The sequence below is a fragment of the Streptomyces sp. NPDC091271 genome, from assembly GCF_044757505.1.
Taxonomy (GTDB): Bacteria; Actinomycetota; Actinomycetes; order Streptomycetales; family Streptomycetaceae; genus Streptomyces.
Window position 1 is genome coordinate 90,114 of sequence record NZ_JBIVVD010000001.1, and the last position, 13,899, is coordinate 104,012.

At 70.9% G+C, this 13,899-nt stretch carries 16 protein-coding genes; 6 read left to right on the forward strand and 10 right to left on the reverse strand.

The window, feature by feature from the left end:
• Positions 1-24 precede the first annotated feature (24 nt).
• Positions 25-360 carry a DUF2516 family protein gene (locus tag ACIQM3_RS00500; RefSeq protein ID WP_033298647.1) on the forward strand — a complete coding sequence of 112 codons (336 nt, stop codon included), beginning with the start codon at positions 25-27 and terminating at the stop codon, positions 358-360.
• On the opposite strand, the gene ACIQM3_RS00505 is transcribed toward ACIQM3_RS00500, so the two are convergent.
• The 3 genes from ACIQM3_RS00505 to ACIQM3_RS00515 form a co-directional block, all read right to left on the reverse strand.
• Entirely contained in the window at positions 342-1,691 is a 1,350-nt protein-coding gene (locus ACIQM3_RS00505; RefSeq protein WP_401616846.1) for a PP2C family protein-serine/threonine phosphatase, read from the reverse strand. The genes ACIQM3_RS00500 and ACIQM3_RS00505 overlap by 19 nt on opposite strands.
• A 256-nt stretch (positions 1,692-1,947) precedes the next feature.
• Positions 1,948-3,015, reverse strand: a complete 1,068-nt coding sequence (locus tag ACIQM3_RS00510; RefSeq protein ID WP_401616849.1) for an NlpC/P60 family protein — start codon at positions 3,013-3,015, stop codon at positions 1,948-1,950.
• A 217-nt stretch (positions 3,016-3,232) separates the two neighbouring features.
• On the reverse strand, positions 3,233-4,018 hold the full coding sequence (locus tag ACIQM3_RS00515) for a class I SAM-dependent methyltransferase (protein WP_401616852.1): 786 nt from the start codon (positions 4,016-4,018) through the stop codon (positions 3,233-3,235).
• Positions 4,019-4,211: 193 nt separating this feature from the next.
• Here ACIQM3_RS00515 and mshA point away from each other — a divergent pair, with 193 nt between their 5' ends.
• Both mshA and ACIQM3_RS00525 read left to right on the forward strand, forming a co-directional pair.
• Positions 4,212-5,561: a D-inositol-3-phosphate glycosyltransferase gene (mshA, locus tag ACIQM3_RS00520; RefSeq protein WP_401616855.1), complete on the forward strand. Its 1,350-nt coding sequence runs from the start codon at positions 4,212-4,214 to the stop codon at positions 5,559-5,561.
• Positions 5,562-5,610: 49 nt separating this feature from the next.
• Positions 5,611-6,117, forward strand: coding sequence for a YbjN domain-containing protein (locus ACIQM3_RS00525; RefSeq protein ID WP_401616857.1), 507 nt, complete (start codon positions 5,611-5,613; stop codon positions 6,115-6,117).
• Between the two features lie 14 nt (positions 6,118-6,131).
• Here the strand turns inward: ACIQM3_RS00525 and ACIQM3_RS00530 are convergent, their stop codons facing one another.
• Positions 6,132-7,106 (reverse strand): phosphotransferase family protein, encoded by a 975-nt coding sequence (locus tag ACIQM3_RS00530; protein ID WP_401616860.1) that lies wholly within the window; start codon positions 7,104-7,106, stop codon positions 6,132-6,134.
• Positions 7,107-7,329: 223 nt separating this feature from the next.
• Here ACIQM3_RS00530 and ACIQM3_RS00535 point away from each other — a divergent pair, with 223 nt between their 5' ends.
• Complete coding sequence (locus ACIQM3_RS00535; protein ID WP_401616863.1) at positions 7,330-8,106, forward strand: hypothetical protein; 777 nt, start codon at positions 7,330-7,332, stop codon at positions 8,104-8,106.
• 21 nt (positions 8,107-8,127) lie between these two features.
• Here ACIQM3_RS00535 and ACIQM3_RS00540 read toward each other — a convergent pair whose 3' ends face one another.
• The 3 genes from ACIQM3_RS00540 to ACIQM3_RS00550 form a co-directional block, all read right to left on the reverse strand.
• Entirely contained in the window at positions 8,128-8,370 is a 243-nt protein-coding gene (locus ACIQM3_RS00540; protein WP_104787806.1) for a hypothetical protein, read from the reverse strand.
• The gene (locus tag ACIQM3_RS00545; RefSeq protein ID WP_031093484.1) at positions 8,367-8,615 is read right to left on the reverse strand and encodes a hypothetical protein; all 249 of its coding nucleotides are present in this window, start codon (positions 8,613-8,615) and stop codon (positions 8,367-8,369) included. The genes ACIQM3_RS00540 and ACIQM3_RS00545 overlap by 4 nt, the downstream gene beginning before the upstream one ends.
• A 188-nt stretch (positions 8,616-8,803) precedes the next feature.
• Positions 8,804-9,730 carry an NmrA/HSCARG family protein gene (locus ACIQM3_RS00550; RefSeq protein WP_401616867.1) on the reverse strand — a complete coding sequence of 309 codons (927 nt, stop codon included), beginning with the start codon at positions 9,728-9,730 and terminating at the stop codon, positions 8,804-8,806.
• On the opposite strand from ACIQM3_RS00550, the gene ACIQM3_RS00555 reads away from it, so the two are divergent.
• Positions 9,729-10,178 carry a MarR family winged helix-turn-helix transcriptional regulator gene (locus tag ACIQM3_RS00555; RefSeq protein ID WP_401616871.1) on the forward strand — a complete coding sequence of 150 codons (450 nt, stop codon included), beginning with the start codon at positions 9,729-9,731 and terminating at the stop codon, positions 10,176-10,178. The two genes, ACIQM3_RS00550 and ACIQM3_RS00555, sit on opposite strands and share 2 nt — an antisense overlap.
• A 142-nt stretch (positions 10,179-10,320) precedes the next feature.
• Here ACIQM3_RS00555 and ACIQM3_RS00560 read toward each other — a convergent pair whose 3' ends face one another.
• The gene (locus ACIQM3_RS00560) at positions 10,321-11,082 is read right to left on the reverse strand and encodes a phosphoglyceromutase (protein ID WP_104787811.1); all 762 of its coding nucleotides are present in this window, start codon (positions 11,080-11,082) and stop codon (positions 10,321-10,323) included.
• A 229-nt stretch (positions 11,083-11,311) separates the two neighbouring features.
• Between ACIQM3_RS00560 and ACIQM3_RS00565 the strand changes: the two genes are divergently transcribed.
• A complete protein-coding gene (locus tag ACIQM3_RS00565; RefSeq protein ID WP_401616874.1) occupies positions 11,312-12,628 on the forward strand; it encodes an MDR family MFS transporter in 1,317 nt (438 codons plus the stop codon).
• A 79-nt stretch (positions 12,629-12,707) separates the two neighbouring features.
• On the opposite strand, the gene ACIQM3_RS00570 is transcribed toward ACIQM3_RS00565, so the two are convergent.
• Positions 12,708-12,851 (reverse strand): hypothetical protein, encoded by a 144-nt coding sequence (locus ACIQM3_RS00570; RefSeq protein ID WP_164493608.1) that lies wholly within the window; start codon positions 12,849-12,851, stop codon positions 12,708-12,710.
• Positions 12,852-13,033: 182 nt separating this feature from the next.
• Positions 13,034-13,711, reverse strand: coding sequence for a phosphate signaling complex protein PhoU (gene phoU / locus ACIQM3_RS00575; RefSeq protein WP_401616877.1), 678 nt, complete (start codon positions 13,709-13,711; stop codon positions 13,034-13,036).
• Positions 13,712-13,899: the final 188 nt, after the last annotated feature.

Sequence of the window (13,899 nt, forward strand, 5' to 3'; positions counted from 1 at the left end):
TCCACTGACTAGGCGGTGCTCACCGTGTTGCTCGAAGCATTCGGCTCGTTCCTCCAGCTGCTGTACCTGGCCATGCTCGTCCTGGCCGTGGTCGCGCTGGTCTTCGCCGTGACGGCGCGGGAGGACGCCTACCGGGCCGCGGACAAGCAGAAGAAGTCCTTCTGGCTGATCATCCTCGGCGTCACGGTCTTCGTGAACCTCGTCATCCCGATCCTGTTCCTGCAGATCGCGGGCGTGATCGCGTCCATCGTCTTCATGGTGGACGTCCGGCCGGCGATCAAGGCCGTATCGGGTGGCGGCGGCCGTCGCGGAGGCTCCAGCAGCGACGGACCGTACGGCCCCTACAACGGCGGGCGCTGAGCGCTCGCCGACGAGGCGGCACCGGGGCGGGAGCGCGACGCGCTCCTGCCCCTCCGTCGTATCCGGGCCTCGTCGCGTTCCAGCAGGAGGACCGCCACGTCGTCGGTCAGCTCGCCGCCGTTCAGCTCCTGCACCTGGGTGACCGCGGCCTCCAGCAGGGCCTCGCCGCCGAGCCCCTGGTCCAGCCGGCCGTTGATCATCGCGACCATGCCGTCCTGGCCCAGCCTCTGGGTGCCTGCCTGCCCGACGCGCCCCTCGATGAGCCCGTCGGTGTACATCATCAGGCTCCAGGAGCCCCCGAGCTCGACCTGCCGGCGCGGCCACCGGGCGTGCGGCAGCAGGCCGAGGGCCGGGCCGCCGTCCTCGTACGGGAGCAGGTGCGCCGCCCGTCCCTGGCGGGCGATCAGCGGTGCGGGGTGGCCCGCGATGCACAGGCCCGCGCGGCGGCCGTCGGGTGCGATGTCGATGGTGCAGAGCGTCGCGAAGATCTCCTCGCTCTGCCGCTCGTGCTCCAGGACCTGCTGCAGCGTGGAGAGCAGGGCGTCGCCGCAGAGCCCGGCCAGCGTGAGCGCCCGCCAGGCGATACGCAGCTCGACGCCGAGCGCCGCCTCGTCCGGGCCGTGTCCGCAGACGTCGCCGATCATCGCGTGGACCGTGCCGTCCGGGGTGCGGACCGTGTCGTAGAAGTCCCCGCCGAGCAGGGCACGGCTGCGGCCGGGCCGGTAGTGGGCGGCGAAGGCGAGATCGGAGCCGTCGAGGAGCGGGGTGGGCAGCAGCCCGCGTTCCAGCCGGGCGTTCTCCTGGGCGCGCAGCCGGGACTCGGTCAGCTGGTGCTGGGCGGTGTCCGCGCGCTTGCGCTCCACGGCGTAACGGATGGCGCGGCTGAGGAGGCGCCCGTCGAGCTCGTCGCGGAAGAGATAGTCCTGTGCCCCGACGCGTACGGCCTCGGCGGCCCGCTCGGCGTCGCCCTCCGCGGTGAGGGCGAGGACGGCGTGGCGCGGCGCGATGCGCAGGACGTGCTTGAGGGCGGCGAGCTCGTCCGGCCGGCCGGGCTCGTCGTCCCGGCCGTCGGCGCGTGCGCCGGCGGGCAGCGCGGCCGCCTCCAGGTCGAGGTCGAGCAGGATGCAGTCGACATCGTCGGTGAGCAGCCGTCCGGCCTCGGTGAGGTTACGGGCGGTACGGACGCGGACCCGCGCCCCGGTCGTGGACGACAGCTCGGGGACGGCGAAGGTGCCCGCAGGGTCGTCCTCGATCACCAGGAGTGTGAGGTCGGCGCCATGAGTGGTCTCCGCAGCGGGAACGGCACGTTGCTGCGGTACGGGTACGGGCATCGGTTCGGGTTTCCTTCCCTCCCCCCGAGGGCGCGGCGGGACGACGATCGACGACCCGCCGACGGGGACGATAGCGGTCCGCGGCAGGGGAACGGAATGGCGTCAGCCGATCATCCTTTGTCATATGCGCGGCCATAAGCCGCTTCCCGCCACGGATCCGACGTGATGGGCGCGCACGAAACGGACATGTGGCCATGACAAACATCACGCGCTCGACACGCGCTGCGCACAATTCTCCGGGCCGCCCCCGGAAGACCTACTTGTCCGGCCGGACAACGCCCAGGATCTGCATGGAGCCCGCGCCCGTCAGCGTGACATCCCGGCCGGGCCGGGGGGCGTGCACGATCGAGCCGTCGCCGACGTACATCCCGACGTGGCTGGCGTCGCCGTGGTAGATGATCAGGTCGCCGGGGCGCATGTCCTCGATGTCGATGTGGGGCAGTTGCCGCCACTGCTCCTGCGACGTCCGGGGGATCGGCTGCTTCGCCGCAGCCCAGGCCTGTGAGGTCAGCCCCGAGCAGTCGTACGAACCGGGGCCCTCGGCCCCCCATACGTACGGCTTGCCGATCTGGGCGGTCGCGAAGGCCACCGCCTGCTTGCCGGCGGCGCTCGCCTCGCGGTTGATGTCCTTGAGGGCGCCGGAGGAGAGCCAGGCGGCCTGCGCCGTGGAAGCGGTGTCCTTCTCCAGCTGGAGGAGCCTGGCCCGCTCCTCCTTCGCCAGCTGCGACTCGAGCTTCTCCGCAGCCGCGATCTGCGCGTCGATGCTCTTCTTGGCCTTGGCCTGCTTGACGCGGCCGGCCTCGATCTTCTCCAGGTTGAGGCCGGCGTCCTTGGTGTAGGTCTCCAAGTCCTCCTGAGCCTGCTCCAGTTCGGTCAGCATGCCCTTGGTCGCCTGCTGGCCCTGCCTGGCCTTGTTGATGCCGTCCATGAAGAGGTCCGGGTCGCCGCTCAGCATCAGCTGCGCACCCGGGGGCAGTCCGCCGTTGCGGTACTGCTCGCGGGCCTGCGCGCCTGCCCTGTTCTTCAGTTCGGCGATCTTCGCCTGGCCGTCGGCGATCGACTTGGTCAGCCGGACGATCTCGCCTGACTGCTTCTTCGACTGCTCCTCGGCGAGGTTGTACGCGTCCGTCGCCGCCCCGGCCTTGCGGTAGAGGGTGTCGATCTCCTCGCGGACCTCAGCGAGGCTCTTCTTCGGGGACGCGGAGGAGGCGGCTGTCGGGCTGGGCTCGGGTACCGGGGCAGCCATGGCCTGGACCGGCGCGGTCAGCAGGGCCAGTGCGCAGACCAGGGTGATCGCGGCAGCGGCACAGTGGCGTCGGTTCACAAGCTCCCCCTCCGGGCGAAAGGCAACGAAAGCCGTATCGCGTACATCTGACTTACCGTCAGTAACAATTCCGTGACGACGCGATCGTGCCATGTAGTCCCGTAAAGCAACAGAGGTCCGCGTCACCCTCCCCGTCACACAGGGGGACGAACGGTGATCCGCCGGTGTTCCCGGATCGGGTGCCGTCCCGTGTCGACCTGTTCCGGTCCGGTGCTGTTCACCCCGTGGCCGGCCGCAGTGCGGACCAGCGCACCGTGATCTCGCCCTGCCGCCACCGCCGTACGTCGTCCGTCAGAGGCCAGTCGGCGGAGACCGCGCGGACCGCCGCGATCCAGCGCTGCCGCGCGCCCAGGGACGCGTAAGGGGAGGCCGTGGCCCAGGCGCGGTCGAGGTCCCGCAGGAAGGCGTGGACGGGTTCGCCCGGCACATTGCGGTGGATCAGGGCCTTCGGGAGGCGTTCGGCCAGGTCGGAGGGGCGGTCCAGCGAGCCGAGCCGGGTCGCGAAGGTGATCGTGCGCGGGCCTTCCGGGCCGAGCGCGACCCACACGTGCCGGCGGCCGATCTCGTCGCAGGTGCCCTCGACCAGCAGCCCGTCCGGGGCGAGCCGGGCGCACAGCCGCTGCCAGACCGCGGCGACCTCACCCTCGTCGTACTGACGCAGCACGTTCGCGGCCCGGATGAGGAGCGGCCGGCCGGCGGTGGGGATCTCGAAGCCGCCGTGCACGAAGGTGAGGCCCTCGCGTTCGTACGGCTGCGCCGCCGCGACCCGGGCGGGATCGATCTCGACGCCCACGACGGCCGTGCGCGGCTCGGCGGTGCGCAGCCGCTCCAGCAGCTCGACGGCGGTCCAGGGGGCGGCGCCGTAGCCGAGGTCGACCGCGACGGGCGCGTCGCCGCGGCGCAGTGCGGGGCCGTGGGTGGCGGCGATCCAGCGGTCCATGCGGCGCAGCCGGTTGGGGTTGGTGGTCCCGCGGGTCGCGGTGCCGATGGGGCGCTGGTGCATGGAGAGGAGCGTATGCGAAGGCCCGGCGGGCAGACGCGGGAGCGGCGGGGCGCGGGAACCGCCGTCCGGCGCGCCGTAGGGATCGCAATGTTTCGGCAAAGTGGAAATGAAAGACGGGGTTCCGCTGTTCTGGCACTTCGAAGGGGCTGTGTGCCCTGTACGTGTCATGCCCTGAGCGAGGAGGAGCGGACCCGTGAGTCAGTACGTCTCCCGGCTCGGCAGCAGCCGTGCGGCACCCCGTATCCGCTTCCCGGGCACGTTCGCCGGACACCGTAAGCCGCGCCGTGTCGCGATGCTCTCCGTGCACACCTCTCCGCTGCACCAGCCCGGTACGGGCGACGCCGGCGGTATGAACGTCTACATCGTGGAGCTGGCCAGGCGCCTCGCCGCGATCGGCATCGAGGTCGAGATCTTCACCCGGGCCACCACCGGTGGGCTGCCCCCGACGGTCGAACTGGCTCCCGGAGTCCTGGTCCGGCACGTCGACGCGGGGCCCTACGAGGGCCTCGCCAAGGAAGAGCTGCCCGCACAGCTCTGCGCCTTCACCCACGGCGTGATGCAGGCGTGGGCGGGCCAGCGCCCCGGTTACTACGATCTGGTCCACTCCCACTACTGGCTCTCCGGCCAGGTCGGCTGGCTCGCCGCGCAGCGCTGGGGCGTGCCGCTCGTCCACGCCATGCACACCATGGCGAAGGTCAAGAACGCCGCGCTCGCCGAGGGCGACACCCCCGAGCCGCCCGCCCGCGTCATCGGCGAGACCCAGATCGTGCACGCATCCGACCGGCTCATCGCGAACACCGCGGGCGAGGCCGACGAACTCGTCCGCTTCTACGACGCGGACCCGGCGTCCGTCGCCGTCGTGCACCCCGGGGTGAACCTGGAGCGCTTCCGCCCCGGCGACGGCCGCGCCGCCGCGCGCGCCCGCCTCGGGCTGCCGCAGGACGCGCTGATCCCGCTGTTCGCGGGGCGCATCCAGCCGCTGAAGGCCCCGGACGTGCTGCTGCGTGCCGTCGCCGTGCTCCTGGACCGGGACCCCTCGCTGCGTTCGCGCATCCTCGTACCCGTCGTCGGAGGGCCCAGCGGCAGCGGGCTCGCCAAGCCGGAGGGCCTCCAGAAGCTCGCCGCGCGCCTCGGCATCGCCGACGTCGTACGGTTCCACCCGCCGGTCGGCCAGGACCAGCTCGCCGACTGGTTCCGGGCGGCATCCGTCCTGGTCATGCCCTCGTACAACGAGTCCTTCGGGCTGGTCGCCATAGAGGCCCAGGCAGCCGGCACGCCCGTCGTCGCGGCGGCGGTGGGCGGTCTCCCGGTCGCCGTGCGGGACGGGGTCAGCGGCTTCCTGATCCCCGGCCACGACCCGGAGGCGTACGCACAGGCGCTGGGCCGCTTCGCGGACAGCGCGGAGCTGGCCGGCCGGATGGGCGAGGCCGCGGCCGCGCACGCCCAGTCGTTCGGCTGGGACACGGCGGCCTCGGCCACCGCCGACGTGTACACTGCGGCGATGCACGACCACCGGCGCCGCGCCCGCGCGCACCACGGCTGAGCGGAGGCGTCCGGCTGAGCGCGCGGACGCGTTGTCGTACGCTCGCACCATGGCTGACGTATCCGACGAGGCAGCAGCGGCGCAGGTCATCGAGGCGACGCTGAACGACGCGGAGCTCGAATGGGAGAGTCCCGGGCCCGGGAACTACGTGGTGAAGCTGCCCGGCACGCGCAAGCTGTCCACGACCTGTTCCCTGATCGTCGGGCAGCACTCCCTCTCCCTCAACGCGTTCGTCATCCGTCACCCCGACGAGAACGACGCGGCCGTGCACCGCTGGCTCCTGGAGCACAATCTCCGCCTCTTCGGGGTGAGTTACGCCATCGACCAGCTCGGCGACATCTATCTCGTCGGCAAGCTCCCGCTCTCGGTCGTCACGCGCGACGAGCTCGACCGGCTGCTCGGCGCGGTGCTGGAGGCGGCGGACGGCGCGTTCAACCCGCTGCTGGAGCTGGGCTTCGCGAGCGCGATCCGCAAGGAGTACGCCTGGCGGGTGGAGCGCGGCGAACCGACGCGCAACCTGGACGCCTTCACGCATCTGACGCAGCGGCCCTCCTGAGGCGGGTCTCGGCGCTACATGAGCTTCTCGAGCGCCGTGACGAGCCTCGGCGCCACCTCGTTCCACGTCATCTCCACCGCGTCGGGTCCCGCGCTCCGGGGCACCGTCTCGGCGAGCATGATCAGGTAGAGGTAGCTGCGGCAGAGGTCGATCCGGCGGCGTACGGACGGGGTGAACTCGAGCGGCGCGCCCGTCGCGGCCGCGTATCCACCGAGGAAGTCCAGGTCCGTCTCCGGGTCTCCGAAGAGCGACGTGGAGACGAGATCGGCGACCGGATCACCCCAGAACATCCGCTCACCGTCGATGATCCCGCCGATGCGCCGGGCGCCGGGATCCCCGGTCACCAGGACGTTCCCCTGCCAGAGGTCGAAGTGGACCAGGGCGGGCCGGGTGACCTCGTCCAGCACGTCCGACGCCCCGGCGAGCACCTCGCGGATCAGTCGCACGGGGTACGGCAGCCTCGCGCCGTACCTCTCGGCGTCGGCGAGCACGGCGTCCGTCATCGCCGTGAACGCCTCGCGCCAGGTGGGGGAGAGCGGCCCCATGGGCTCGGCGGGATACCCGAAGCCGCCGGGGCCCGTGATGCCGTGCAGCCGGCCGACGATGCTCCCGAACTCGGTACGCAGGTCACGAGTCTCGTCGGCCGTCAGGTCACCGGCGACGGCGCTCCAGGGCAGTCCGGGGCGTGCGGTCATGACGACGTACGCTCCAGCCGGCGCCCCGGGGTCGAGCTCGCTGTGCACGACCTGCGGGATCGTGCCACCGGTCCCGGCGGCGGCGCCGTAGAAGGTGACCTCGTTGACGAGCAGGCGCTGTTCGTAGCTCAGCCCGGTGGCGTGCGCCGGAGGGACCTTCACCACCCAGTCCCTGCCGTCGCCGAAGGTCACGCGGGTGACGGTGTTGTACGTGCCCCCGGCGAGCGGCTCGACGGACGCGGGATCGGGGGCTCCCACGGCTTCCAGTACGGCTGCTGTCGCGTCGACGGACACGGGCGGGTCCTCTCTGTGGCTCACCTGCGGAATCGGCCACCCCATAGGAGCTTCACAGAGTGATCACAGCGTAGTCACGATCACATCCCGTGACCGTTCGGGGCGATCATCGGACAGGTGTCCGATCGTAGAGTGTCCTGCACTGCCACAGCCCCCCGTACCGGCCATGAATTACTGCCCGGGGACGGGCTGTTGCTCCTTCAGACGGAGAGATGAACGAACCATGCGCGCCACCGCCGTACGCCGTACCGCCCTCGTCGCCGCCGCGGCGTCCCTGACCCTGCTCGCGACCGCCTGCAGCGGCTCGGACTCCGACGCCAAGGGCGACGGCGGTACCTCGTGGGGCAAGGACGACGCCTCCTCCAAGCCCGCTGCGGTCAAGGCGCTGACGTCGGCCGAGCTGGAGAAGGTGTCGCTGGAGCAGGGTGACGTCGCGGGCCACAAGGTCTCGAAGACGGGCCCCGAGGACATCGCGCAGCCCGGAGAGGTCACCGTCGACAAGAAGGAGTGCGAGCCGATCGGCTTCGCCTTCTACGGCGTGAAGCGGGGGACCCCCGTCGGGAACGCGGGGCGCAAGGTCGTCCAGGAGCCCAAGAAGGACGAGTCCGCCGACCCCGAGGACGCGCTCGCCGGGCTGCTCGACATGACGTCGTCGCTGGTCACCCTGGCCTCGTACGACGGCGACGGCGCGGCGAAGAGCCTCGCCGAGCTCCGCGACTCCGCCGCCAAGTGCACCGGCGGCTTCACCCTCTCCATGAAGGGCTCGAAGCAGAAGGTCACCAAGCTGACCGAGGAGAAGGTGACGGGCGGCGAGGAGGCCCTCGCCTGGCGGGTGCAGATGGGAGAGGGCGACGAGGTGGCGCCCTTCAAGCTCGTGACCCTGCGTCAGGAAGGTACGGTCGCCACCTTCTTCTCCTTCAACCTCGGCAAGACGGGCGCGGACGCCGACTTCGAACAGCCGACCGCGGTCATCGACGCACAGGTCAAGAAGCTCGGCTGAGCCTTCGGCCGTCTCTCCGGGTCACGGCAGCGGCACGAGCCTGACCACGGTGACCGTCAGCACGGACCCGGAGACGTAGTAGAGGACGATGGCGCCGTACACCGTCGCCTCGCGGCGGTCGCGTTCTCGCTTCACGGCGGACGAGGCGTGTCCGTACGGATCCAGGGCCAGGGTGCGCGCCATCTCGTCCCGGAACGAGTCGCCGTCGCGCATCTTGGCCAGGGTGTCGTCGGCGGGCGGTGCGTAGGAGATGCGGAAGCTCAAGCGACGTTCCGCCTCTCGGCCTCGTCCTGCGCCAGCCGGTCCAGGATCTGTTCGGCCTCGGGATCGGGTACGGACTCGAGCATCCAGTGCCGCATGACGGCCTGGATCTCGTGCACCCCGGCCTCGTTGATCGCGTGGTCGAACTCCTCGCGTCTCTCCTCGGGCAGCGCGGCACGGATCGCCGGAATGCTGTTGGGCACCTCTACCTCGGTGCCGCCGACGAAGGTCTTCAGAGACTCGCCCATGATCGCTCTCCCCGATCTCCTTGCTCTCCGCGCCCCGCCTGCCTCTGCCGCCGAGGGCGTGCGCCTGGATAACGGGCAGGTGTAGGGGTCACGTTAGCGGTTGCCACGCCGCGGGGGTGCCCGACTGTCCGCCGAGTTCGACGGCCACGGTCCGCCAGGCCGCAGTGAGGTTCCGGGGTGAGGGCCACTCAGCTGAGAGGCCATGTGCGCCTGGCCGCCCAGGCGCCGAAGCGCTGCCAGCCGATCTCCGGAAACTCGCGCCGCAGTGCGTCCGTGTCCACTTCGAGGCCGACCTCGGTGAAATAACGGAACATCGCGGCGAGATCGGCCGAGAACGCCTCGACGTGGGCGATCGGCAGCCGCTCGAAGACGATCTGCCGGCCGCACGCGCCGGTCAACGCTTTCGCGATCTCCGGGCAGGTCAGCTTGTCGGAGGCGATGTCGATGCGCCGGCCGGCGAATTCCTCCGGGTGCGCGAGGACATGGGCCGCGAAGGTCCCGATGTCCTGCGCGGGAATCAGCGTAAGCGGCTGGTCTGCCGGCATCGGTAGCACGAACCGGCCTTCGCGCAGCCCCTCGAGCGACCACTCGACCGTGTAGTTGTCCATGAAGGCGGCCGGCCCGAGGATCGTCCACGGCACACCCAGCCCTCGCAGGTGCCGCTCGATGCGGTACTTGCTGTCGAAGTGCGGGATGCCCGTGTCGCGGTCGGCGTGCGCGGCGGAGGTGAACACGATGTGCCCCACACCACGGGCGGCCTCCAGCAGGCGGATGCCTTGCCGGACTTCGGTGTCCGGGTCGGATCCGAATGGCGTGGACATCGCAAACAATCCGTCGGCGCCCTTCAGGGCGGCCTCCAGCGACGTGCCGTCGTCGAAGTCGGCCGCGCGCACCTCGGCGCCGAGAACCCTCAGCGTGTGGATGGCGGCCGACTCGGGATTGCGGGTCAGGGCCCGGACCCGGAAGCCCTGATCGAGCAGGGAGCGGGCGGCCGCGCCGCCTTGGGCGCCGGTCGCTCCGGCGACGGCCACCACGGGCCGGTAAGGTTCCTCTGTCATGCGGTCACTGTACGACGCAGTTGCTGCGTCGCGCAGGTATTTAGGAGTGGTGTGCATGCAGACCGACGATCTCCAGCAGGAGTCCCGCCGCTACCTGGCCTCGTACGTCATGTTCAACCAGGCAGTCGCGGACCACCTCAAGCTGCACCCCACCGACGTCCAGTGCCTCAACCTGCTGACCACCGAGCCAGGCCCGTTCACCACCGGCCGGATCGCCGAACTCACGGGCCTGACCAGCGGCTCGGCGACCCGGCTGGTCGACCGCCTGGAGAGGGCCGGTTACGTGGTCCGGCACCGCGACGAGACCGACCGCCGCCGGGTCCGGGTGGAACCTGTCCCGGAGGCGATGCGGGAGCTCACGGAACTGTGGTCCGAGCTGGGCGAGGGCTGGCGCGCGATGTTCGCCGACTACACCGAGGAAGAGCGCGCGCTGCTGTACCGCCACATGCAGCGCACTGTCGAACTCTCCCGGCAGCAGATCACGCTCCTGCGCAGCAAGGAATGACGGCCACCCACGCAAAAGCGCCCGGCCGGTGAACCCCGACCGGGCGCCTGCATGAACTGCTCGCGGTCCGACCAGCCGACCACGTGTCGCAACGATCCCTGGAAGGCGCCAACCTGCGGGTTGAGGGCCTTCTCGGCTCTGCTTACTTCTTCTTGCCCTGGTTCTTCACGGCCTCGATCGCGGCCTTCGCCGCGTCCGGGTCGAGGTAGGTGCCGCCCGGCTTCAGGGGGCGGAAGTCGGCGTCCAGCTCGTAGGCGAGCGGGATGCCGGTCGGGATGTTGAGGCCCGAGATGGCGTCGTCGGAGATGCCGTCCAGGTGCTTGACCAGGCCGCGGAGGCTGTTGCCGTGGGCGGCGACCAGGACGGTCTTGCCGTCGAGGAGGTCCGGGACGATGCCGTCGTACCAGTACGGCAGCATGCGGGTGACGACGTCCTTGAGGCACTCCGTGCGGGGGCGCAGCTCCGGCGGGATCGTCGCGTAGCGGGCGTCGTCGCTCTGCGAGAACTCGGTGCCGTCCTCCAGGGCGGGCGGCGGGGTGTCGTACGAACGGCGCCAGAGCATGAACTGCTCCTCGCCGAACTCGGCGAGCGTCTGGGCCTTGTCCTTGCCCTGGAGGGCGCCGTAGTGGCGCTCGTTCAGGCGCCAGGAGCGGTGCACGGGGATCCAGTGGCGGTCCGCGGCCTCCAGCCCGAGCTGGGCGGTGCGGATCGCGCGCTTCTGGAGGGAGGTGTGCACGACGTCGGGGAGCAGGCCGGCGTCCTTGAGCAGCTCACCGCCGCGGACCGCCTCCTTCTCGCCCTTGTCGGTGAGGTCTACGTCCACCCAACCGGTGAACAGGTTCTTCGCGTTCCATTCGCTCTCGCCGTGGCGGAGGAGGATCAGCTTGTACGGTGCGTCGGCCATGGGTCCGAGCGTAATCGAACCCGCGCGCCCTACGCGCGCGCGGTCAAAGGGCGGACCGGGGGGAGGGCCGGGGGCGGAACGGGGAGCGGTGCCGGGGCGCGACTGTTGACGGGTGGCGTCAATCGAGTGGCAGCCGGGGACTCCGCTTTCGTAATGTTCGGATAGCCGCCGGGCCGCTTACACAGGCCGGCGGTTCATCCGTTCGCGCACGTCCCGGGGGAGTAGCCCTATGTCTGTCGCTGGTCTCAGAAAGGCGGCACACGAGACGGTCGCCGGCCTCCCCAGGGAGTTCTGGTGGCTGTGGACCAGCACGCTGGTCAACCGCCTCGGGGCGTTCGTCGCCACGTTCATGGCGCTCTACCTGACCCTGGACCGGGGCTACTCGGCCTCGTACGCCGGCCTCGTCGCCTCCCTCCACGGGCTCGGCGGGGTCGTGTCGTCCCTGGGGGCCGGGGTGATGACGGACCGGCTGGGGCGCCGCCCGACCATGCTGATCGCGCAGCTCTCGACCGCCGTGTCCGTGGCCGTGCTCGGCTTCATGGTTCATCCGGTGGCGATCGCCGGGGTGGCCTTCGTCGTGGGTATGGCCAGCAACGCGTCCCGGCCGGCCGTGCAGGCGATGATGGCCGACATCGTCCGGCCCGAGGACCGGGTGCGGGCCTTCTCGCTCAACTACTGGGCCATCAACCTGGGTTTCGCCGTCTCGTCGGCCGGGGCGGGGTTCATCGCCGAGTACAGCTATCTGGCCGGCTTCATGGGCGAGGCCGCCCTGACGCTGCTGTGTGCCGTCCTCGTCTTCCTCAAGGTGCCGGAATCCCGGCCCGAGCCGGCGCCCCGGGCCGCGGGGGTCCCCGCGCCGGACGACGTGAGGCTGATGACGGTCCTGCGTGACGGGCGCTACATGGGTGTCGTCGGGCTGTCGTTCCTGGTCGCGCTGATCTTCCAGCAGGGGTACGTGGGCCTGCCGGTGGCCATGGGCACGGACGGGCTGTCCAGCTCCGACTTCGGCACGGCCATCGCCGTCAACGGCGTGCTGATCGTGGCCCTGCAGATCCCCGTCACCCGGTTCATCCAGCACCGCGACCCGCGCCGGCTGCTGATCCTCTCGTCCCTGATCGCGGGCTACGGCTTCGGGCTGACCGCCTTCGCGGGATCGGTCGGGGTGTACGCCCTGACGGTGTGCGTCTGGACCCTGGCCGAGATCGTCAACGCGCCGACGCAGACGGGCATCGTCGTGCAGTTGTCACCGGCCCACGGCCGGGGCCGCTACCAGGGCATGTACACGATGTCCTGGTCGGTGGCGGCGCTCGTCGCCCCGCTGATGTCCGGCTTCGTGATCGACCACTACGGCGCCGCCTGGCTGTGGGGGACCTGCGCGGTCCTGGGCACGGTGGCGGCGTTCGGCTACTGGCTGCTGATGCGGAACCTGGACCTGCCGGAGCCCGTGGTCGCCGCCTCGCCGGCCCCCGAGGACCGGGCGGTCGCTCCGAGCCCGCGGTCCGAGGAGCAGGAGCGGCGGTCTGAGAAGCAGGAGCCCGCGGTCTGAGGAGCAGGCGGGCCCGGCGCCGCTGCCCCGCGACGGACGTGTGTCCGTCGCGGGGCACCGCCGCTGGATCCGGCCGGACTCAGCCGCCGCACTGGCACGGCGCGCCGGCCTGGCAGCCGCACCCGCAGCCCGAGCCGCAGCCGCAGGCTCCCAGCAACGGCAGATGCACCACTTCGGTCGGGGTCTCCTGCTGCTGGGGTTCGGTCATGGGGGAATCGGCCATGGTCCCTCCTCAGGGCGTACGACTCGACGGCGTACGGCACATGTATGGGGCACACATGCCGACGGCGGGGGCCGCAGGCATGCCGCGCCGCCCCCGCACCCATTGCATGCCCAGCCCGGAGGGCGCATCAACGGCGCACAAGCGCGGGAACAGACGTGCGGCTGCCGTGACGGCCGCGCCCCCTACGCCCCCTCGACCGACGTCGCCGCCTGGATCTCGTCGGCGTGCTCACCCGTGACCAGGTAGACGACCCGCTTGGCGACCGACACGGCGTGGTCGGCGAAGCGCTCGTAGTAGCGGCCGAGCAGGGTGACGTCGACAGCGGTCTCGATGCCGTGCTTCCAGCGGTCGTCCATCAGGTGCTGGAACAGCGTGCGGTGCAGCAGGTCCATCTCGTCGTCGTCCTGCTCCAGCTGGAGCGCCAGGTCGACGTCCTTCGTGATGATCACCTCGGCGGCCTTCGCCATCAGCCGCTGGGCGAGCTGCCCCATCTCCAGGATGGTGGCGTGCAGGTCGTGCGGCACCGCCGACGCGGGGAAGCGCAGCCGCGCCAGCTTGGCGACGTGCTGGGCGAGGTCGCCCGAGCGCTCCAGGTCGGCGCTCATCCGCAGCGAGGTGACCACTATCCGCAGATCGGTGGCGACCGGCTGCTGGCGGGCCAGCAGCGCGATGGCACGGGCCTCCAGGTCGTGCTGGAGGTCGTCGACCTTCTGGTCCGCGGCGATCACGCTCTCGGCGAGCTTGAGATCGGCGTCGAGCATGGACGTCGTGGCCCGGCCGATCGCCGAGCCGACGAGCCTGGCCATCTCGACCAGGTCCTCGCCGATCGAATCGAGTTCCTCGTGATAAGCGTCGCGCATGGAAGTCCCTCTCCAGATCCTGAGGCCGGGGTCTTGGGGCCGACCCCCACGTTGCCACGGTGCGGGGCCAACGCGTCGGGATCCGGCCCCCGAAGTGAACCGGCACTATCCCCTTGGTGAACTCTGGGCGACGAGTGTTCGAGATGGCACCCGGATGGCTGGGAGAGTGTCGGCGCGCCCGCATAACC